This is a genomic window from Synechococcus lacustris str. Tous, from assembly GCF_003011125.1.
Taxonomy (GTDB): Bacteria; Cyanobacteriota; Cyanobacteriia; order PCC-6307; family Cyanobiaceae; genus Synechococcus_D; species Synechococcus_D lacustris.
Window position 1 is genome coordinate 1 of the sequence record NZ_PXVC01000052.1, and the last position, 22,067, is coordinate 22,067.

The 22,067-nt window shown below is 44.2% G+C and carries 17 protein-coding genes and 1 CRISPR repeat array; of the genes, 8 read left to right on the forward strand and 9 right to left on the reverse strand.

Going from position 1 to position 22,067, the window contains the following annotated elements; genetic code table 11:
* From C7K08_RS15215 to C7K08_RS09890, 7 genes are all read right to left on the reverse strand, one after another.
* Window positions 1-1,117: TIGR02710 family CRISPR-associated CARF protein (locus C7K08_RS15215; RefSeq protein WP_133165210.1), on the reverse strand; the 1,117-nt coding region annotated here is incomplete at its 3' end.
* Window positions 1,114-2,442, reverse strand: a complete 1,329-nt coding sequence (locus C7K08_RS09865) for a TIGR02710 family CRISPR-associated CARF protein (RefSeq protein WP_106500461.1) — start codon at window positions 2,440-2,442, stop codon at window positions 1,114-1,116. The genes C7K08_RS09865 and C7K08_RS15215, both read right to left, overlap by 4 nt.
* Window positions 2,442-4,268 (reverse strand): dermokine domain-containing protein, encoded by a 1,827-nt coding sequence (locus C7K08_RS09870; RefSeq protein WP_133165211.1) that lies wholly within the window; start codon window positions 4,266-4,268, stop codon window positions 2,442-2,444. Before C7K08_RS09870 ends, C7K08_RS09865 begins: the two co-directional genes overlap by 1 nt.
* A gap of 169 nt (window positions 4,269-4,437) precedes the next feature.
* A complete protein-coding gene (locus tag C7K08_RS09875) occupies window positions 4,438-4,860 on the reverse strand; it encodes a hypothetical protein (protein ID WP_106500463.1) in 423 nt (140 codons plus the stop codon).
* Window positions 4,860-5,711 carry an RAMP superfamily CRISPR-associated protein gene (locus tag C7K08_RS09880; RefSeq protein ID WP_106500464.1) on the reverse strand — a complete coding sequence of 284 codons (852 nt, stop codon included), beginning with the start codon at window positions 5,709-5,711 and terminating at the stop codon, window positions 4,860-4,862. Before C7K08_RS09880 ends, C7K08_RS09875 begins: the two co-directional genes overlap by 1 nt.
* A 68-nt stretch (window positions 5,712-5,779) precedes the next feature.
* Window positions 5,780-6,742: a type III-B CRISPR module-associated Cmr3 family protein gene (locus C7K08_RS09885; RefSeq protein ID WP_106500465.1), complete on the reverse strand. Its 963-nt coding sequence runs from the start codon at window positions 6,740-6,742 to the stop codon at window positions 5,780-5,782.
* The gene (locus C7K08_RS09890; protein ID WP_106500466.1) at window positions 6,739-8,322 is read right to left on the reverse strand and encodes a Cas10/Cmr2 second palm domain-containing protein; all 1,584 of its coding nucleotides are present in this window, start codon (window positions 8,320-8,322) and stop codon (window positions 6,739-6,741) included. The genes C7K08_RS09885 and C7K08_RS09890 overlap by 4 nt, the downstream gene beginning before the upstream one ends.
* Window positions 8,323-8,738: 416 nt before the next feature.
* On the opposite strand from C7K08_RS09890, the gene cas1 reads away from it, so the two are divergent.
* Both cas1 and cas2 read left to right on the forward strand, forming a co-directional pair.
* A complete protein-coding gene (gene cas1 / locus C7K08_RS09895; protein WP_106500467.1) occupies window positions 8,739-9,731 on the forward strand; it encodes a CRISPR-associated endonuclease Cas1 in 993 nt (330 codons plus the stop codon).
* A gap of 1 nt (window position 9,732) precedes the next feature.
* Window positions 9,733-10,020 (forward strand): CRISPR-associated endonuclease Cas2, encoded by a 288-nt coding sequence (cas2, locus tag C7K08_RS09900; protein ID WP_106500468.1) that lies wholly within the window; start codon window positions 9,733-9,735, stop codon window positions 10,018-10,020.
* Window positions 10,021-10,206: 186 nt separating this feature from the next.
* A CRISPR array of direct repeats spans window positions 10,207-11,482; the repeat unit is 36 nt; unit sequence GTCACCACTCGTTGGTGACATCACTTAATTGGAAAC.
* A 129-nt stretch (window positions 11,483-11,611) separates the two neighbouring features.
* Here cas2 and C7K08_RS09905 read toward each other — a convergent pair.
* Window positions 11,612-11,839, reverse strand: a complete 228-nt coding sequence (locus tag C7K08_RS09905; RefSeq protein ID WP_106500469.1) for a hypothetical protein — start codon at window positions 11,837-11,839, stop codon at window positions 11,612-11,614.
* A 307-nt stretch (window positions 11,840-12,146) separates the two neighbouring features.
* On the reverse strand, window positions 12,147-13,670 hold the full coding sequence (locus tag C7K08_RS09910; protein ID WP_241537191.1) for an ATP-binding protein: 1,524 nt from the start codon (window positions 13,668-13,670) through the stop codon (window positions 12,147-12,149).
* Window positions 13,671-14,082: 412 nt separating this feature from the next.
* Here C7K08_RS09910 and C7K08_RS09915 point away from each other — a divergent pair, with 412 nt between their 5' ends.
* The 6 genes from C7K08_RS09915 to C7K08_RS09935 form a co-directional block, all read left to right on the forward strand.
* The gene (locus C7K08_RS09915; RefSeq protein ID WP_241537192.1) at window positions 14,083-14,781 is read left to right on the forward strand and encodes a M20/M25/M40 family metallo-hydrolase; all 699 of its coding nucleotides are present in this window, start codon (window positions 14,083-14,085) and stop codon (window positions 14,779-14,781) included.
* A 96-nt stretch (window positions 14,782-14,877) separates the two neighbouring features.
* Window positions 14,878-15,051, forward strand: coding sequence for a hypothetical protein (locus tag C7K08_RS16005; RefSeq protein WP_162842901.1), 174 nt, complete (start codon window positions 14,878-14,880; stop codon window positions 15,049-15,051).
* Between the two features lie 505 nt (window positions 15,052-15,556).
* The gene (locus C7K08_RS15220) at window positions 15,557-15,883 is read left to right on the forward strand and encodes a M48 family metalloprotease (protein ID WP_133165212.1); all 327 of its coding nucleotides are present in this window, start codon (window positions 15,557-15,559) and stop codon (window positions 15,881-15,883) included.
* A 45-nt stretch (window positions 15,884-15,928) separates the two neighbouring features.
* Window positions 15,929-18,118, forward strand: a complete 2,190-nt coding sequence (locus C7K08_RS09925; protein WP_106500471.1) for an ATP-binding protein — start codon at window positions 15,929-15,931, stop codon at window positions 18,116-18,118.
* Between the two features lie 124 nt (window positions 18,119-18,242).
* On the forward strand, window positions 18,243-18,656 hold the full coding sequence (locus tag C7K08_RS09930) for a hypothetical protein (RefSeq protein WP_106500472.1): 414 nt from the start codon (window positions 18,243-18,245) through the stop codon (window positions 18,654-18,656).
* Between the two features lie 100 nt (window positions 18,657-18,756).
* Window positions 18,757-22,067: TM0106 family RecB-like putative nuclease (locus C7K08_RS09935; RefSeq protein WP_106500473.1), on the forward strand; the 3,311-nt coding region annotated here is incomplete at its 3' end.

Sequence of the window (22,067 nt, forward strand, 5' to 3'; positions counted from 1 at the left end):
CTCCTCGATGAGTCTTCCATTTGAGGCCCTCAGGAGAATTAAGATCTGCCAAAAGATCAAAGCTTGCAGCAAGGGCTATTTCAATTCGGTTTTTTTCAGAATTCCTCTTTTTACTATATTTATCTTTTAAATGTTCAGGCAATAAATCAAGCTCAATATTTGATGTTCTTATTCCATTGTAATCAATCTGAAGAATCAACTGAGCAGTTAACTCCATAGATCGATAAAGACGGCCAACAGCATCATCAAAACGTTCTTGCAATGCTCTACGCTTTGCATTTAAGAGCAAATCTTCAACAGCTTCTAGGCCATATATATCTCCATTTTTGAGGAGGTTTGCGTTCTTTTCTTTATTTTGTTCTTGATTTAGTAAATCACGTGACCACCTAATCCTTTTAATAGTAGATAGTACACTATTATTCTTATTTTCCTTTTTAGAATCATTCTTTAGCAATTCAAAAGCTGTATCAAGATCCCAGCGATCCCAGGCATCAAATGCTTGGAGCTTATCGGTTAACGAATTAAGATATTTCTCAACATCATTTTCTTGCTTCATTGATATTACAGTTGACACATAATCCTGCGCAGCTGCATAATCAAATCTTCGTAATAATGGATCAAGGGTATTCTTTATAAGGCGAATAAAATGTATAGATCCACTATTAATTTGTTTTGGACGAGAAATTCCATGAATTGACCTTTCTCCTACTTTTCGATTCTCTTGAGTCATCACTGAAATTTCTACTCTTCCATCATCAATTGCGGCAAGTGCTAAGCCTGATGTCATAGTTTTAGTGCCGCCGGTATAGTCAACCTGAATTTTTGCTCCAGGTTTCTCAACTAATAGGCGATCAAACAAATTTCGGCATCTTTCATACACCAAATCAAGTTGATCGATTTCACTTGCTGAATCATTGTCTATAGCACTCTGAAGAAGTATAAGTATGTCACAATCTGGATCAAAGCCTGAAATCTGAGTATTTTGATGAATCTTATCTACTTGAGATAATGTATCTTGCGAACAGATGTATACAACGCGTCTTGGGCGCACACGTTTAATGCACTGCTCTAATGGATCACTAGAAGCTCCAACACTTAATACGAGAATATCAATCATTGATTACCTCCTAAAAGAATAATTGCAGCTGGAACCTCTAGTAAACTTATACCTGGCAATTGATGAGGATGGGCTCCCTGAGTGCAGCCAAGTTCGGTTAACGCTGTAGTTACTAAATTACTAACTCTTTGTTGCAATGATTGCCAATCATTCCGTGCTACCGGCCTTAAGCCATGGCCAAGAAGAGATTGATTTCGAGCATCAAGCAAATCACGTATTTGATGCCATTGACTACTTGCTGCCCCGGCTAAGCCTGTGGCACCCTCGACATGCCGTAACCACCAATAAAGACCTCCGACTCCTCGCTTCACATTCCATTGTTGGCAATCGCGATGTATCTGTTCGTTATCCCAAAATGTTTGATGATCATACCCTTTCTCAAGCTGAATATATGTTTGCGCTAAAAGTTCTAATGTGCGATATAGGCGTGCTATGGCATCGTCATACCAGCCGCGACATCCGCGTCGTTGTGCATTAAGCAAAAGATCTTGTACTAATTCATATCCAGTTACGGCTACAAGTGGCTGCTGGTGATCTAACCATAAACGGGAGCTAACAACTCTTTGCCACCAATCAATTAGGGCAGGAAATTCAATAAAAAGAATAGTTGTCTTTGCTTGTTCAAGTGCTTCCTTCCAACGAAAACTATCCCATAACATTAAAACTGGTAGGCAATCTTCTAGTTGTTTAAATGCCTCAAGTTGAATTTGATCTAGACTTTTTTCATGATCTGAGCGCAATTCAGCGATCGCTTGTAAGGCCCGATCATAAAAATGAGTTTGCAGTAGTAAAGGCAACTGTTCTTTGAGTAGTCTACTTGCCTTCAACGGACCAACGGCAATTGAGCGACTTCCTTCACTAATAATAATCCGATTTAGATCTCTTCGTTTTCCTGAAACCAGGCTAATTTCAGCTCCTTGGTCTACTAAAACTAATGTAAGAGCAGCGCTCATGGTTTTGGTGCCACCGCTATAGTCACCAATTAATTCTAATTTAATAAAACGATGTTTTAAAACGTTGCAAAAGGACTGAATGCGGCGATGACAATCAACAAGATCGTCTGGATCAGGGATTTCAAGAATTTGCAGATCAGGCCTGAAATTAACTAAATCAAGTTGGCTCACTAGGTTAGAGCGCCATTGGGGTTCTCCATTTGGCCCGTAGTGCTGGCAGGGCTCTCCTTTTCCTATTACTTGAGAAACACTCGGTGCATCGCAGGGGGGCGCACTACAAATAAAGATTAATTCATCAGGTTTATGTATCTTTACAGCTTCAAGAATTGGATCAGGGCTTCCGCCAACCGTAACAAGAAGTACGCGGGTCATTAATTTGTGAATCGGACACGTTTGAAACCCGCATCAGCTCCATCATCTAGCTTGCGCACTAGTGCAGGCTCATGGTAACGATCGCGTTGATCAAAGAACAACACTACCGATTCCAAGTAAGCACCATTCCAAATATTTATTGATACAGGACTGCTATTCTTTTGCTGTCCAGGTTGTTTGCTAGCTGCATTACTAGTTGTTGGGCGAGCTAGAGCTGATTGAGGTCGCGCAAAGGCTCCTCCCGAACTTGTTGGCCTGCTAACCGCTGTTTCTTTTGCAGAAGAAGCGCAATGGGGTATTTCGGCATCTCCGTATAAAGGTAGGAGTCTGTTCCAAATCCGCCCCACATGACTCATTTTGCCAGCAAGATCAGTTTTATTTAAATCTCGTGGATCCATGATGCCTTTTTCCTTGGCTTGGGGTTTTTGATGAAACCAATTCACAACTTCCGCATCTTCTGGTTTGGTTGCTGTACGAACCCAGATGCCAACACGGCTCGGATGTAAAACCTCTCTCCATACAGCCGGTTCCTTGGGCTTGCGATTTACAGCTGTCAACCAAAGTGTTGCTACAGAATTAGCGCGCTTTAATAAATTCTCTAAATCTTCTTGTGATTGCACGTTAATACCCTTTGGCAGCTTTGATGGCTGTAGCCATTGCCAATGGGTGCCGATAGGTGTTTTTAAATAATCTGGATAAAATATGCGGTGATCTGGTCGCCGCCAGCCACGGCCAAAACCGCCAAGAGTGAGTACGAGGCCATGTAAATGTGCCAATAGTTCTGCTAAGAGTATTGAATCTTCACCATTTCTAAGCTGCCGCGCTTGACGCCATTGCAATTGACCTGAGGTGTAATAAACAGGTTGAATCCAATTACCTGAGCCAAAACTATCAAGAGTTGTTTGATTGCTGGTATATGCAGTGGCTAGCAAACCAACGTTTTGACCCTCTTCTCTGCTAATGGATCCGAATAATTGGCCCACTACCTGAAGAGTGTTTGTTTCGTCTGTTAAACCACCAAATAGCCGCAAGGCCATGCCACGAATAGCGGCGCGAAACATGGTGGGACGAAATTCTGGTGTTCCATCTAAAAGTTTTGCAGCTGGCCCTTGACCTTCAATGCCGCACTCAAATAAAATTTCTTCTTTGATTATTCCACTTCTGCCATAACCAGCAGCAGTGCGGCCACCAAGACCACGCTCTAAAGATTTCCTAAGTGTTGCATCTATCGATTCCCATTCATCTTTTTCTAATATTTGGGTACTACTTAAGGCAATTTTAAGCAGAGGACTTCGAATACTAACGATACCATGAGCTGAGTGGTGTTCTCCTCCTTTGTTAAAACCCAATTGCCAGTTTTGCTGCGGATGGGCAACGTCTAGTAGATCTTGAGTCCAGCTGTTGTCTGCCGGCCAGGCTCCATGAAATCGAAGTATTCCTGGGCTTAAAACACCTTTGCCACAGTTGCTTCCACACCAGCGCTGCAGTTGTTCTATTGGGCAGGCCCGACGGAAAAGACCTTTGATACCACTTCCAGGTAACAGAGGCCAGCCACCTGCACCAATTACAGGCCGAATGATGCCTTCGTCTATTCCGCTGTTACTAATTAGGCGCCAATCAATCTGCGCATCTACTACATGTAGACCTTCTGGAGTGAAAGGCATTTCTGGATCGATGCGGTTAGTCCATTGCTCAATCCATAGTTCAATGTCGGACTTAAAACCGATCGATTGATTTTTCGTGTCGGGAATGTATTGGCGCTGGGCACGGCCGCGCACCTGCGCCCGAAACTCGATTGGTACGTTTTTAGCAAGTTCAATTGGCATAGAACTTACTAAATTGCATTCACTTTGCAATGAATCTAGCAATGGAGAAGCCGGATTACCTCCACTTCGCGCAGAAGGCACTATTTTTGTTATTGCTTCCGCGGGAGCTTGGGGTTTTGCTCGCTTCTGCTGTGCTGGCCCACCAGAACCAATAAAACGTTTATTTTTTTTACTCATTGGCTAAGCCTCGCGCAGGCAGCTTTAGTCGTTGAGTCCACCACACGATTGCATCGCATAGTGCGATAAGAACTGCTAAGGCAGTTTGTTGTTCGAATCTGCCTAAACGCCAAATACTTTCAGCTACAGATTGAATACGAGCTTCATCATCATTATTAAACAACACATCTGCAGGTAAATTTATAGAACCCTTGGCTAAAACTCCAACAAGCCCCATCCAAACATCTGCAACAAAGTCAGCTTTAGTTGGTTCATCTTTCGATAAACGTAGATGTTCTCCCCAGAAGCGTTCTAATCCATAGGCGCAGGCGGCCCTCATTTTGTGAGCTTGATTGAGACTATCGTTGTCCCTTTTTCTTGCCCTTAATACTATTTCTTGAGCTAAATGATCTAGGTTGAATTGATGATAACTCATTAGGCCACCTCCTCTCCAAATAGTGTTACATTGCTACGGCCAAAGCCGATGCTTTCTAAGCCACCAAAATAGAGCTCAGCTTCTTTATTCTCTTTACCAAATGGTGACCATTTATCTCTTGAATCATTAGGCCCTGCTGGGCGGATACCGATCGGGAATATAAGCACTGATCCTTCAGGTAGAGCTTCTACGTTAAAGAATGCTCCACCATCTACTTTTTTTTCGTTATCGGCCAATTTAACCCTGCTTTGGCGGTATAGGGCTAGGTCATGGATAGCACCAATATCTGCATCATCAACTACTACTAAACGATCATCGGGAATGGAGTCTTCTATTCCTTTTGGAATCCAATCTTTTAATCCCGGATCAGGATCTAATTCAAGAAAACCGAGATTAAAAAACAGAGTTTTCTTTTTGTCTTTCCCTCCTGCTTGCTCACGACCACGTAGCCCAGGGCTACCTGTGTATGGCTTGGGCAGTTTTAAAGAGCAATCAACAATGCGTCGGTATCTATCTAGCAGCCGTGGGCTGCTTAGCCACACCACTGGTTGCCCAGGAGAAAAAACAGGAAGCCAAACCAGGGAGGCGTATTCAAACTTCACACGGGCTTCACTTATGTCATCTCGACCTGCTCCTGCTTCTCCGCCAAACCAGGTGATTGTCCTTTGGGGATCGTTGCGACGTGCTTCAGCTCGAAAGCGACCACGGATCGAACTGCCAGGGATGATGCCAGTTTGCGTGTAAGCATCTCGAAAAATCAAATTTAGGTTACCTGATTCCTCACCTGATGATGCACCTACATGAAGAGGTGCAAGAGTTTCGATTAAGCCATAACTGCGGGAGTAAACCATTGTGAAAAACTAAATTAGTGGATGGTGTGTGAGTGCCAGTTAGGTGTTAATTCAAGGGATAGGTAATGCTAGGCCTGTACCAAATTGTTTAAAGCTGAACCCTTCTCTTGGGAACCAACTTTCAGGCCAGTCTGGCCATGGCGGCAACGGCAATGTTGCTGGAACTTGATAGCAACTGCCAGCTGGCACTGCCCAACGGCCACGAGATAGTCGTGGTTCACCATCAAGACCAGCTCCAAGTCGATGGCGCCAAGGGCGAGGACGGTCGGTAAGAATGGTTCCCGTTGTGAAAGTCTGCTACCGCCCCAAACACCAGGAGTTATGAGGGCAAAACTGGCTTTGATCGGCTGTTTCAAAAGATCCAGTAATGCCTCAGGTATTTGCTCACAACGAAGCTCCACTAGATGCCCCTCCCCACCAAAGCGATAGCGGCCTTCTGGAATGTTGTGACTGCTTATATATGCCAATGAAACACCAGGTTCAAGTGCCACTGCTAATTCCATAAACAAAGCATTTTCCTGAGCACTTACCCGCTCGTTATCACATAAACGAGGGTGGAGATGAGGAACTGCTTTCCATGGATTTACATGCACCATTGCGTTAGCAGTTGTTTGATTCATCCACTGGGATAGGGCAATCCATCCGCCTCTTATTGGTTTGGCTGGAATTTCTCTACCACTAGTTGGCATCCAACCGCCAAGATCAGAATTGACACCTGGCGCATGCCATGCAAGCCGCTCGCATATTGTTCGGTTTAWACAGTTTTCATCAGCTTTATTTTGCAATAGTGTAAGCGGAGCAGGTAAATAGAGATCTTTTGAGTTACGCCAAAAGGGGCCAGCTGTAAAAAGATTGAGCAATTCCGATCGATGTAATTTGGAAGCAATTAAACCTGACATAGCAGGGCTATCTGGAGGAAAGTGCTCCCCAGCTTTACCAACAAGATTCTCTGCAGATAGGAATCGACCACTGCTTGCATAGAGCAAACCAAGTGGTTCAAGAGTGATCAGATAACTAAAGGGAATGGTCATGAATTCACCTCCTGTTTATTGGGTTTTAATAGCCGAGAAAAGACCTGGGATAAAGCAACAAGCCAGTCTCCAAGTGGTTGATTTAAACCTTTGGGAGCTTCAAGACCTGGGAAGTAAATATCCCAAATAGCATTTGCAACAGCCTTGGCAGTATCACTTTTGCCTTTTATTGCGCGACGGCCATCCAGTGAGATGAGATCAGAAGCAAGATGCCCCCAGTGGGCATTTCCCATTTGACGATTCTCACGATCACGATAGCCATCAAGTATCCGTGGCAACTCACACCATGGACAAACCCACTCGATTGACTGACCGCCGGAAAAAAGTAAACGCAAGGCAAAACGATCGCGGCCCTTGGCCTTAGCGCTTGATTCCGCTAGGCGCACTTGCTCTAATGCCTCTCTTTGTGGAACCTTGGCACTCACATAAACCAAGCCCATCGATACGGTGATATTTTGGCCATGCTCGCGCCAGATACTAGGAAATTTTTTTAACCAGCTCACTAAATCATTAGAGGAAAGGGGCTCGCCAATACCATCCCCTTCAAATCCAGGGCGATCATGCAGAGCCCCAAGCAGATCGTCGCCACCTGCATATACAACTGTGCTCTTTTGCCCAGTGTGTTTAGGAATATCTTCATAAAGCTTTGTTGCCCAGCTACGCATAGCATTACTAAAAGATTTAAGTGCGGCGGCCTCCTGATTTTGATTCCCTTGAGAATTTTTTGCTAAATACTTACCAACTTCGTCGCCATCAGCCATGAACCACACAAGGTTGCATGAATTGGCGATTGCATCAAAACGCTTGGGTAAAACATTTATAAGCTGTTCATCTTTAAATGCATTTTTAGCTATTACTGGGTAGGTGACCAAACGTTTAATTAATTCAGGTAAAGATAGTTGTTCACCTACACCAGCAAATGGTTCACCCAGTGGCTGTAGATCCTGCAAAGCTCTAATAAATGCCGTAGCTTCATCCTTACACTGAGCATTTGAAATAAGGCGCGGATCAACTACAAGACCAAGGGATGGCCTTGCTACAGCATCACTTCCACCAAGTGTAGAGCTCTCACCAGACCAGTTAATTCCGCTCCAAGCTCGCTGTTGCTTAACAAGGGCTAGGTGCTTACGGGCTTGGGAGATTGTGCTCCCTTGGGCATGGAAATATTCCCAGGCATGGTTTTGCCACTGCTTCCAAACTGGCTCCCAGTGGTAGTTGAACTGAGGCAGATTTGATTCAAGCCATTGCCTAGTTGCATCTAATATATGTACCCATGTTTTTTGCAGCGCATCTTGGCCATGGCCTTTTTTATAAGGGCCATTGATTACCAGCAGGTTGGGTGTACCACGTGCAGTATTCACTAAAGCTGGGCTTAGCACCTCAAATCCACGTTCTTGTGCATCGTCATAGATGGCCTTCGCTAGAACCGAGAGCAGCAGAGAACTACCGTAGAGGTCGCGGAGCTTGCGGGATGAGCCAATGAACCCCTGCACAGGAGCGAAGGTAACCACCGTGAAAGAAGTTTCGCTGGTATAGGAATCCTTGACCACTTCCATAGATGCCTGCACTTGTAAATTCATTGATAGACCATCTGGCACGGTTTGTCAGCCAACTAGCCAGATTTAGCGAAATTATTCATTTAATGAATAATTCTGTTCATAGCAACCAGTTAAACCGAAAAGACTATAAATCGGCAACCCTTTTATTCTCAATGCCCTGGCTGCTCATTTCAATCGAATTTCATTGCGTTCCTATCTGCTAGTAAGCATATTTAATTGAAGAATTATATTAGTATTACTATTAATGGCACCGTTAGGAATTGCACGCATAATAATACTTACTCTTTTTATAATATTTAGTTCACTCGCAACTAGTGCTGCTGGTCTGGGTTTAATTCATTGGCTGGTGCAAAGTGGTGATCTGTCAAGGCCAACAACTAGGAATCAAAATAATTTGCGATTACTCAGGCTAAAATTCTGGCAACTTCCAAAATGTAATGCGTAGTCTTTACTTGTTGCGTGAATATGGAACCGCTGGCATTGAAGGAGAGCAAGTTATTGTTCGAGCAGATGGAGAAGAGGTAGAGCGAATAAAATTACCTCTATTAGATCAAATTCTTGTTATGGGTAATTTGCAGTTGAGTACTGCTCTGATTAAAGCCTGCTTGAATAGAGGAATTCAAATTGCATACCTAAGTAGAAATGGCTGGTGTTATGGAAGGACTCAATCCATTCAAGGAGGATATCGACATAGAGGTAGACATCAATTACTCCTAACAGAATCCGATAGAATAAATGCAGCCATTAGCCTGATTGCAGGAAAAATCAGCAATGCGCGCGTGTTGTTGTTGCGATTAACTAGGAGAGATAGACGTGATCAGGTTGCAAATGCTATTGATCGTTTAAGTTGGCATGGACAACAGATAAGAAAAGCTAAATCACTTGAGCGTATCCGTGGTTTAGAGGGAAATGCTGCCGCTGAATATTTTCAAGCTCTTGGCTCTTTATTAGAAGGAAACGGTTTTGCTTTTCTTGGGCGGCATAGGCAACCACCTACGACCCCATTTGATGCTTTATGCGGTTTTAGTTATTCGGTTCTTTGGAATGCATTATTGACTCGCATCGAACTTCAAGGTTTAGATCCATATGAAGGTGTATTGCATGTTGGCTCGGCTCGCCATGCAGCCTTAGTTTCTGATTTAATTGAACCATTGCGAACTCTTCTCGCCGATCCATTTAATGTATGGATGATAAGAACAAGAAGGATTCAAGCAGATATTGGATTTGAGGTACGTGATGGTGGAGTATTTCTTACGGAAGCATATCGCAAACTTTGGCTTAAAGCATGGTCAAATTATATGGCAGAGCAGATTTGTCTTGCAAATCAAATGCAAGGACCACGCTGGGAATTATTAGATGGATTAGTGAGATCATTTGTTCGATATGTATATTCACCTTCCGAAGGAATCGTTGTTCCTCAGCGGCGATAAAATGACAAAAGAGCAATTATGGGTAATTGCATATGATAGCCCATGCAATAAACGGAGATCTAAACTCGCCAAGCTACTTTTAGGTTATGGTGTAAGAATACAACTAAGTGTGTTCGAATGCAGGTTGCGTAAAGCAGAGATTGTTATTTTGAAACAGAGGCTTAGTAAATTAATTAACACAGCTCAAGATAGCGTGCGGTTTTGGCCAGTTCCAGAGCAAAGTTGCTCGAAAATTGAACAAATGGGTGTTTCGGTTGATTCTTCTGTTTGGGAAGACCAAATAATTTAGCGCGCAGCACTCAAAAACCTAAAATCCTAATGTCTACGCTGAGCTGCGCGCTCGATTGCGCTGCAATAGTTTTTAGCAAATCAAACAGCTTAAAGTTGGTGCGATTAGCTTTGAAAAGGGTGTAAAATATAGCTGCGCGCAAATGGTCTCCAAACCCTTTGCACTGCAGGGCTTTAAAAGGCCGCGGTCACCACTCGTTGGTGACATCACTTAATTGGAAACTGCCTTTCTGCGTTACACTAACTCGGCAACCGATTATGGTCACCACTCGTTGGTGACATCACTTAATTGGAAACGGTTAATTTCCAGAACCTTAATCGCAGGAGAATAGGTGTCACCACTCGTTGGTGACATCACTTAATTGGAAACAGTGGAGTACTACAGTTCAGTTGTTCTCCAGCATCTGTCACCACTCGTTGGTGACATCACTTAATTGGAAACAAATGTAAGAATTGCCCAGATGGTTGTGGTATAAACTGGGTCACCACTCGTTGGTGACATCACTTAATTGGAAACTGCATTGCGGAAGCTTGCGGTCCAAAGGAAGAAGCGTCACCACTCGTTGGTGACATCACTTAATTGGAAACACCCCAAACTTTGCGCTGCGACTTGATACCGGTTGCTAGTCACCACTCGTTGGTGACATCACTTAATTGGAAACCTTTAACTGTTAAATCTAATTTAGCGGCAGCAAAGGTCACCACTCGTTGGTGACATCACTTAATTGGAAACTATGTAATTTTATCTCTGCTAGTTAGGGTCACTAAACGTCACCACTCGTTGGTGACATCACTTAATTGGAAACTTTAATGGCGGCAGTTTCCATGCGGGAGGATATCTCACCGTCACCACTCGTTGGTGACATCACTTAATTGGAAACTTCTCCAATATTAACTTGAGAGTCACCAGTTAACACTCGTCACCACTCGTTGGTGACATCACTTAATTGGAAACTGTTACACGGATAAAAGGATCGCCTGGGGTGATTTCAGGTCACCACTCGTTGGTGACATCACTTAATTGGAAACGATTCAATAACTTTAACAGTGTGCCCGTAATCTTTATTGTCACCACTCGTTGGTGACATCACTTAATTGGAAACAACTTAACCACGCTGATTCCATTAATATATTCCACTAGTCACCACTCGTTGGTGACATCACTTAATTGGAAACGTATCTGAGAATTTAGAATCAATCGAGGTTCTAGTTGTCACCACTCGTTGGTGACATCACTTAATTGGAAACTAGGTGTAATCGCGACCACCGTTGAAGGTGACAACAGTCACCACTCGTTGGTGACATCACTTAATTGGAAACATTTTCTTCCAAGTCTCCAATCATCACCAGGACATTGTCACCACTCGTTGGTGACATCACTTAATTGGAAACCATTCATACTCATCTTCAAAATCTGCCATGGCGTTGTCACCACTCGTTGGTGACATCACTTAATTGGAAAGTATATTATCAAATTACTTGAATAAATTTCTATGAATAATTACTCCCACGGCTTGCGCAGCTAAAAACTATAGTATCAAGATGTCTCAGACCGCAACTAACTTAGATTAATAGAGGATCTAGGCTCATAATTAAAAGCAGTAGCGTTTAATATATTTTATTACTTCCTCCGGTTTGTCCTCTAATTCATAGGCTTCTGCTTCATGTATTTTTGATGAATTTGATGCTTTGAGCGATCTTGAAACACTCTGCTGTTGAGCTTGATCAAGATTTGTTTGAATATTTAACGCTGATCCCTTGCAGTGTTGAGCAATATGAACGCCCTCATCGTAAATAGTTTCATTAACATAGTAGCTCACTGGGCTAGCACTATTTTTAATATTAGTTAAGCAGATTTATAGGCTTTTATTTTTTATATATCCAACGATTTGGTTATTTCTGCAGAACGTTGCATTTTGTGTAACTTGATAGTTAGCACGCAGTACTAGGTTTATGATTTCTCTTACTTCTGGTGTGAGATAAAGAAAAAATTCCATTAGTTAACAGCAAGAGGTGATTTGCATAGCTGACAAAAGCCCAATCATTTGCATATATATCATGGCTTGCTTAGCATAAGCGCGCATGTAGCTAGCGCGAATAACCAAAGATAAAAGCTGAATTTAGCGGCTAACAGTATGTATGCACATCAATAAATAATCTTGGAAATAGCATGCGAATGTTGTTAGCCTTATGCAGCATTAAACTAGCTGCAACACCAGCTAAACGCTGTACCTCCTCTCGAAATTCAAAACCGTGATGTTGATTTAATGCATGAGCGGCCTCATGTATTAAAACCATTAAGGATTCCTCCCCGTGGGGTTGCTTCCAAAAACAATCCTGATCTATTGCTAGGGCTAATACATTATCAGCGCTCCAGAAAGCATACAATGAGTTGCTATCATCGCTATTATATGTAAGTTCCCCCGTAACTTTATTTCCTGCGTTTTTACAACTATTAAGCAATTGCTGGCAAAACCATACACTAAAATCTAGGCATTGCTGCACATGCTCAACACCACCTTGTTGTTCAATCATAAACAAGTTATTCTGCTTTTCGCTAATGGCATTAGCAATTGTAAAACTTGCAAGATTTACTTGATCAGCTTTAAATTGCTCATTCTTTGTTGCTACTTCTTTTGCAGAGGGAACAAAAGCCTTTAACATTTCACGAAAGCCGCCACTTGCTTGTGCTGTATTAATTACTTGAATCCCTAATTCACGTGCATTTTCATCAAAATGCCGAGCACCAACTTTTGGTACTGATCTAGCAATATTAGATCCAAATGCACGCTCTATTATTTGATGCTGCACCTCTTTACTACAACGCCTACCTGCAATACCCACCCAGTCTTCCTTGATGCTATTTTCATCCATACCAGCCAATAAAGTTGGCAGGCAAGCTATATGTACTTTTATTGGATATCCTGAGGCGACAGCATCACGATTAGGGTTCATTGGAACCCTTTGCTGAATATCGCAATGCAAAGGCATCGACCACTCCAAAGAGGCAACAGGTATTCCCATTTCATTAATCATCGGATTCTCACCATCATCAATTTGGATAAGATTGATTAATGTTTTGCGGCTTGGTTTTTTCCAGCATTGACCACTAGGATCATCAATCTCTGTGCTCAGGCTAGCTTTAACTTGGTGAAGCACTTCTCTTTTTTTTATAGTTAATCCATTCACAAGTAGTGAAATTTCATCAGGTGTAAGGAATTTATTAAAATATTGATCTAATTTTTCACAGATATCAGTACTCCATGGCATCTGCATCCTTACATGTGTGCCATAAATCGGATTATCAATAAAACTGCTACGTGAAATGCGAACACCATCTTCCTGCAGAAATTCTAGTTGTTCACCACCACTACTTACCATTGCCTGATCAGCTATACAAAGAGCCTCCTTAAAACCCCTGCCAAAGCGACCGCGCTTTAAATGGCTATCAGTTTTATTAGTTAAATAAACTACTCTTAAATCAGATAAACTATTAATTCCAGATCCATTGTCTAAGCATTGCACAAAAAAATGATTATCCTGCATTCCATAATTTAATTTAATTATACCCTGTTGGCCAATATCAAATGAATCTAAGGAATTCCGAACAATTTCTTTGATTAAATGCTCCGGTGGTCTAGCTGCATTCATAGCAGCAAAGCCYTCTGTGCWAATCGCTAACCAGCCTGGGGTTTSAGTGTTCATGATAAATAATTTATTTAGACATTTATAGGAAAAATTAGGCACTACTTTGAATGCAATWCCTAGTTGCCAGAGCTAGCATTACATATTTAACATCGCATCGCTAGTTTCTAGTGCGATCAACCAAGCAAGTTTTATGGTCTTTAAGTTTGGCATTATTTCATGCTACGTTCAATATTCTGTTTGCACTTGAGGTCTTATCTACATGATGCTGGTTAATCCCGATGAGATTTCTTCATTTGCCGCCCAATTGAAGCAAGCCCTTAATCAAWTTGCAGTGCCACGCCATATTCATTGGGATCCAATTGGGTTAATGAGTATTCGCCAAACCATTAAGGAGCAGTTAAGCGCCTGCGGCCCTGTGGAAGAACATCATTTCAAAACTGTTGCAGCAGATGGCATAAATTTGATTCTAAAACTACCTGGCCGTGAACCAGACAAGCAACCGTTAATCATTGCTGCCCATTACGACGGACCATTGCATTCACCTGGTGCTGATGACAATGCCAGTGGGGTTGTCGCACTATTGGAGTTAGCGCGGCGCTGGGCCGTTAAGCCACCGCGGCGTCCCGTATGGCTAATTGCATTTGATCAAGAGGAGTGGGGCATGCTTGGTAGCCGTGCATTAGCAACAGAACTACGAGAAAAAAAGCAAGCAATAAAATTAATGGTGAGTCTTGAAATGCTTGCTTTTACCAGCTCCAACCAAAGCTATCCCCATGATTCAATGCGTACTATTTATGGAAACCGCGGTGATTTTATTGCTCTAGTTGCAAATAGTGGCTCTGCGTTGATGTTGCCTAAATTAGTAAGCCGTATGGCAGAGCATGTACCCACTAAATTGTTACCTGTTCCTAATGGGGGCAGGGCAATTCCTGATGTTCGCCTTAGCGATCACAGTCCKTTTTGGGATGCTGGTTATAATGCTYTGATGGTTACTGATACATCATTTATGCGTAACCCCCATTACCATAAAATGACTGATACCGTTGAAACATTAGATTTAGAATTCTTTGCTAATGTGATTAATGGCTTGGATAAGGCCTTTTCTGCTCTTTAAAGCCTGCGCGCAGGCAACTGCCAGTTGGTTCTTCGCGCAAGGCATTGAATAAACAATCATGGTTCAGCGATACTGCTATCAGTAATGCCTGCACAAATGAGCAAGTTCATCATCCAATGGCAAGATCAATTCGGCAATTGGCAACGCTTCCAGGAAAAACACAACCAAGCTGATGCTTTCCGTACTGCCCAAGCTCGTGCACGGAGTACAGGTAAACGTCATCGTTTAGTGGATGCTCAAGGCCATTTGATCGACTTAATTGAGCCTTAAAATGAAACTATCATTGAGCTTTAGGTTCTTAGCCTCTTTCGCCGTAGCAACATCTGTAATGGCTGCTAGTTATGCCTACTGGGTATTACACCGGCAAATGCCAGCAGAATATAAAACACTTGAGGTGGTATTAAATAAAATTAGTAAAGGTAATAATTTYGGCAAGCAGCCGCTTGCATTTATGATTGTTGCTGGYACCCATTCCTCGCAACTAGCATATGAAAGAGGCCTATGTAAGGCTGATAAATGCGATTTTTTYGCCCAGTTAAATCCATTTAATAGCTAYAARAATGGTTGGGAYGAGCTAATGCGGCAGGGTTATGCCATAGGTGATATAAATGGATGGGCTACTTCAAGTGGCACAATTATGATTCCAAGGCCTGCATTTCGCGCCTAYGGCAACGATATTGATTACATAAGCTGTACAGTTGCCCATGAAATWGCYCATGTSCGTCTMARTCATATTTTTAAGCAAAGTTACCATGAGAATCATGATCTAAAMGAAATGAATAAAAAGGATAAAGATTTAGCTAATTTGAAAAAGTCAAGAGAATTTGAGTTGCAAGCAGATCGTGAGGCAGCCACCATGCTTGCCAAAGCTGGTTATAAGGGCCGGATTTGTTTAAAGGATATTGATTTTATGTATCGATCAACAGGCGATGGAAGTGCTACGGAACCAGATTCAAGCCACCCTGGTTATGACGATAGAAGAAAAGCGATGTTAGCAAATTACATAGCACTTGAAAAAAATCCACCCAAACCAGAGAATCCTAGTAATAGGTATTTCCAATATGACAAAAAAGATAACTTGCTTTTATTTATACCAAAATAGCGCAAGATAATATGTTCGCTTATCTTGATCCATCAGAATGACTAAATGACTAGTATTCCCCTCCGCTGCCACTTATTGATTGGCCCCCCTGGTAGTGGTAAAACCACAATGGCCCAGCGCTTGCAGCCATTGCTACATGGCAATGAGRRCCAGCCAGCGATAGTGCTTTCAACTGATGCAATCAGAGCTGAACTATATGGTGATGAGGCAGTGCAGGGCCCATGGGATGAAATCYGCGCAATTCTGATTGAGCGGCTACATGCGTCTGTGGCTGCTGGCAACCCCGTAATTATTGATGCCACCCACGCGCGACGACCTTGGCGTTTGCTTTATACCCAGCAATTGGAACTTGCTCAACCGGTGGAATGGATTGGTTGGTGGCTGAAAACAGATCTCAATACTTGCTTGGAATGGACAAAACAACGAAAACGACCGGTGCCAGATGCTGTTATTAAAGAATACTATGCTGCACTTAATCACAAACAATTTGGCCCCCAACGTGCTGAATCATTTGCAACRGTTGTTAGCCTAGATCCCGTTGCAGGTGAAACCAGTAGTACTTCTTTAGCTCAAAAGTTAACCAACTTAGATGCCTCTATACGTAATTCAATCAATCGTGATCAAGCAAAACTYCCCTACKTGCATCAATATTCACGCCTTATAGATCTAGAACGCCTGTTTTTTTTGCTACGTTTGCTAACAACTTTTAATGGCCTTAATCAAGAAGATCCAGCAACGGCAGCAGGTTTAGCTGCGATATGCAATCCATTGCCAGAAGGAGATCTAGCGGAAAAGGCAGCTGTATATTTGTCAAAATGGATTGAGGTGCATGGTGGTAATAGTGAATGTTATGGCGATCCCGCTCTTATTCGTGCAGATCTTGAATGGCTTACAGCTAATGGTTTTACACAACTCAACTGGAATAGCGATAATCCTATTTACTTAGGTGAATATTGTAAGGCAACCAATGAATCCTTAAATGGTGGCTTTCCTAGTTTGGCTGATAAACGTATTTTTATCAGAKTATTTACCCTGTTACGCCATATTCTAAAAGAACCATTTGATGCACCTTCTAGTGATAATAGTGCCAACGACGGTTCATTGCTTTATCAACATCTGCTTGAATCATTAAGTCATATTGATGGTAGTTACGCCGCTAATCAAGAAGCCGTATTRCGTAATGATCTACGTCAYTTATTRAGGCCCTATGGTTTTAGCTCATCAAGCAAAGGTAGGCCTGATAGCTTGCGGCATGGTTATGCAATTGGTACCGCCCTACTCTCCGCAGATCAACTATTGCAAGTGCATGAGCTACTTAAATCAACAATTGAATGCTTAAATGACTCCTCTCAACATTTATTATACGAGTCGCTGGATGATCGCTTGCGTCGGGCTGGTTTATTGCAATCTGCATCCAAGCAGTTTAGTGTTTCCAATCGCGCAATTGCAAATCGATCAATTACCGAAAATAAATTAGGCACATTGGCCAACAGTGATCAAAGCCAAAAAATAGAGAAATTAATATTTCAGCGAAAACTTGCATTGCTTAGTCATATACCTGATAATGCGTTATCTACACCTACTGGTTCATTTGATACGCGTTTTCGGGCTTGGCCATTACAGCTATTATTCCATAATATAAGCTGGTATTTGGCATTTGAAATAGAAGCTATTGGGCGCCCCCACGGCTTGATAAAAACCCTGCGTGTTGATCGACTCATCTTACATCCTAGTAATACTCAAATTCGCCGCAATAGTGATACTGAGCATTTGCATGCAATCGCCCGCTTGAATTTATTACTAGGTGTATGTGGCGGTCTTTATTTTGGTAACTCAATAGAAGCGCAACTTGCCATTACAGCAGAGCAAAAGCCTGGCACAATTGCTGGGATTGAACACTATGAGCTTATACGCTTTTCCTGCACTGAAAAAGTATTTAAATTGATTCGAGAGGAGTCGAATCGCTTTTTAATAACTCACACCAGCTATTCAAAGCCAATTACTGCTAAGTCTTCATGGGAACAGGGACCTTCTGATTGCCTTGAACCAAATRGTTCATCTGATAGTCACCCCTATCCAGTTGAGTTATTATTGCCTCGCTGGACTGTAGAAGCCGATTGGGATCTACGTAACTGGTTATTTCGATGGGGCTCTGGCATACGAATTGAGCAGCCAMAAGATTTAAAACAGTTGCATCTGCAGCATGCCCAAGGGGTAATCGATATATATAAATAGCTTTCAAATTGAGATTTGGTTTTCCCAGAGGCACTGCAAATACAAGAGGATTTCGTTATTCGCGCAATAACTAATTTTTTTCCTGATAAAACAGCGATGCTTGTTACACCAMAACGGAGCTGTGATGACCAACCCCAACGACTCTCCAAACCGCGGTCGCTACCGCTTTCAAGCTGGCAAGCCAATTGATCCCAATAGTGAGATAGACGCAGAGAGTGTTTCATGCGTTCCAAATAGCCCGCAGGAATTAATTTCTATGCAAGAGAACAAGTCAGATTACCCTGAAAAAACTGAACGCCAACGCAGTGAGAAAGTTAAAGAGATAATGGWGTTGATAGATAAACTAGATACAAGCCCGCTTGACGATCAACAAATTGCAATTGCTTTGATTTCAAGTYTGGAGCAATATCATGATGGTATTGTTGATCAAATGTGTGATGATTCTGATGCAAAACATAGTCAAATTGTATCTTGGGCTGTTGATGCTGATCGCTTGATGCATTGYCGCCACATGCTTTCTAGTGTTGATCTTGARTAGCTAAATGTTTCATACTYGGTTTTTTAGCTTAGTATGATGCGGTGTTCTATTTTCACACAATTTATTTCACCTCTACTTTTAACCTCCTCTGAGCACGCAAATGTTTAATCGATTAATYACCCCATCCCAGTTAGCCCTATTCAGTCGCAGCCCTGTTATTGGCGCCTGGTGGGAAGAGCTACATGCCACTGAACCGTTGCGGGCTCCGCGTCCAATAACAAAGACACTTGATGACTTCCTCTATAAAGCTGGCTTAGAACATGAAAAATTATTAATCAAAGAGCTAGAGGGGCAGAATGGAATAAAGGTAGAAAAACTGCGTGGCAAGCAGGAGGCTTTCGACTATGAGGAAACATTAAAAGCGATGCGAGCTGGTGCCGATTTCGTCTGGCAAGCATCGATGTCTAACAATGAAATGCGCGGCTCAGCCGACCTACTTGAACGCGTAGATCGTCCTTCAAATCTTGGCAGCTGGAGCTACATCCCAATCGAATGCAAGCTTTCAAGYCACCCCAAGCCTATTTATATTGTGCAGGCTTGCGCTTATTGCGAACTGCTTGAGCCGATCCTCGGCCACAAGCCTGATCAATTCAAGCTTTACCTTGGCGGCAAGAAAAGCGAAGAACAATTCCAGAATTACCACAGAAATGATTTCTGGAGCTGGTACGAATTGCTACGCCAGCGTTACCGCGATTTTAGATCTTCATTTGATGCAAGTAACGAACCAGAGGATGCACCAGGTGATCACGGCCTCTGGGAACCATTTATCAAGCAACGGCTAGAAAATAAACGCGATCTGATGCTCGTAGCTGGCATGCGCCAGAACCAGCGCGGCAAGTTGCGTTCAGCTGGTATCACCACAATTGATCAACTTGCCTCCTTAGATGATATTAAGCATGCTTCCAAGTTGGATCCAGCAATACTGGCTCGCCTGCAGGATCAAGCTCGAATTCAAATCGCTTCTGAAGCTAAAACCGACGGTCGCCCTGCGCATGAGGTGCGGCCGAATGAGCAGCAAGCCAAGGGGCTAGCCATGCTCCCGGCACCAGATGAGGGCGACATCTGGTTTGACATGGAGGGCTTTCCAAATCCGATCAACGGCGAGAAGCTCGAATACCTTTTTGGCGCCTGCTACCGAGACGAAAAGAGCAAAGTCCAATTCAAGCCTTGGTGGGCTCATAACACCACAAAGGAAAAACAGGCCTTTGATCAGTTCGTTCTATGGGTGCAGCTACGCCGCGAGCACCACCCCAATTTGCATATTTATCACTACGCCAGCTATGAGAAAACTGCCCTCAGCAACCTGGCCTCACGCCATCAGATTCACCAACTGTTGATTGATCAGTGGTTGCGGGAGGAGCTGCTGGTGGATCTGTATCCGATCGTTCGCAACGGCCTGCTGGTTGGTTCACCGAGCTACTCGATCAAAAAGGTTGAACGCCTTTACGGCGATCCCCGCACCGAGGAGGTGGAAAATGCGGCCGATTCAGTAGTGCAATACGCCGAGTGGCGTAAATCTGGCCATAGTCAATTGCTGCAGGATCTCCAGGATTACAACGAGAAAGACTGTGAGGTCACCGAAGGGCTGCACCGCTTTCTGCTTAACCTGCCCGAAAGGCAGCAGATAACCCCCCCGGCAAATAGGTGGGGCGCAGCAGCCACGGCAGCAGAGGAGGAAAAACAAACCAGCACCTACCAAAAAGATCTTGAGGTAGCGGCGTTCGAGCTGCTGGCTGAGCTTGGCGATCAAGCGCCAACAGCGAAAACAAAATCCAAAAAACAGCAGGTCGTAGATGTCGATGGCGACGCCATCGGCCCCCGAGGCATCAGCCGCCGGCTACAGCGCTTGCTGGGCCAGTTGATCGATTTCAACGAAAGGGAAGGAAGGCTCGAATGGTCGGAGTTCTTCCGCCGGCTGCAGATGACACCAGATGAACGGGAGGATGACAGCGAAGTAATCGCTGCTGCAAAGCTGGAAAAAGTGGAGCGGATCAGGAACTCCCTTGGTTTCCTCTACCGCTTCGATGTAACCCAGCCGCTAAAGCTGGCCGCCCGTGAGGGGCGCAACCCTCGCTTTGCTTTGGTGCCACTGCTGCGCGATGGCACGCGCCTGCTGCCCCTCGATCACCTTTTACTGGCCGATGGCAAGGCCTGGACTGCTGTAGGCCAGCTTGAGGAGAACCAGCCCGATCTGGTAACTATTAAAGCCACCGGTGATCTGTTGGCAAAGGCGGTGAACCTCATAGGCAACGAGCTGCCGCAGGCCGTTGACCTTGTGCCTTTGCCCAAGTTGATCTACCGAAACATGCTTAAGCATCTGGTCCGTCAAGCGCAGGGCTGGGTAGAAAAGCGCACACCGCTACCGCCAGCACTGCTGCATCTCCTAGAGCGCCGTACGATCCCGCAGCTTGAGCCGCTGAATCAGCGAATCCGTCTGGCGTCAAACACAACTGCTGCGGAACTAACACCCTTTTTGATATCTGCCGATGGCCTGGGGCTATGCCTCCAGGGTCCACCTGGAACCGGCAAGACCACCGTCACCGGTGATGTGATCGCCCAGCTGGTACAGGCAGGTATGCGAGTGGCGGTGAGTTCAAACGGCAATGAGGCAATCAACAACGTGTTGCGCAAGGTGCAGGGGTGTCTAGATGAACTGGGTAGCGATGCCTTAGTTGTGAAGGCCTCAAGTAGCGCCAGCCATAAGGCTGATGTGAAATCTCTGGCCGAAAGCCGCGCCCAGGCCCTTAAGGAGATCGACCTGCCAGACGCACCCTCCGTGCTCGGCGGCACCGTGTTCACCCTGGTGAAGGAGGCCTACGACGGGGCTCCATTCGATTTGCTGGTTATTGATGAGGCCGGCCAGGTGTCGCTCAGCAACCTGCTTTATATGAGCAGGGTGGCGCGCAACATCCTGCTGGTGGGTGATCAGCAACAGCTCAGCCAGCCCAACAGGGCTRAKCACCCYGGCGAAAGCGGCATGAGCTGCCTCGACTATGTGATGCAGGAGCACGCCGTGGTGCCRGCCGATCGTGGTGTGTTTCTTGCCACCAGCTGGCGTATGCCGCCAGCACTCACCGAAATGGTGTCAGAGCTTTTTTATGATGGCCAACTGCAAGCTGCCCCCTGCAACACCGCCAACCAGGTGCACTGGGATGGCCCAAAGCAGGGGATCGTGTTTGAGGCAGTGCCCCACAGCGGTAACAGCACCCTCAGCGAAGAAGAGGTGGAACACATTGCTGCTTTAGTGGATCGGCTGCATGGCAGGTCCTACCAGCGCGCCCGGTTCGTTGACGGCGAGATGATTACTGAGAACGAGGAGCTCGGTAAAAAGGAAATTCTGATAATCGCTCCATACAACATGCAGGTAAACCGGCTGCAGAAACGCATCGGTGATAAAGCTCGCATTGGCAC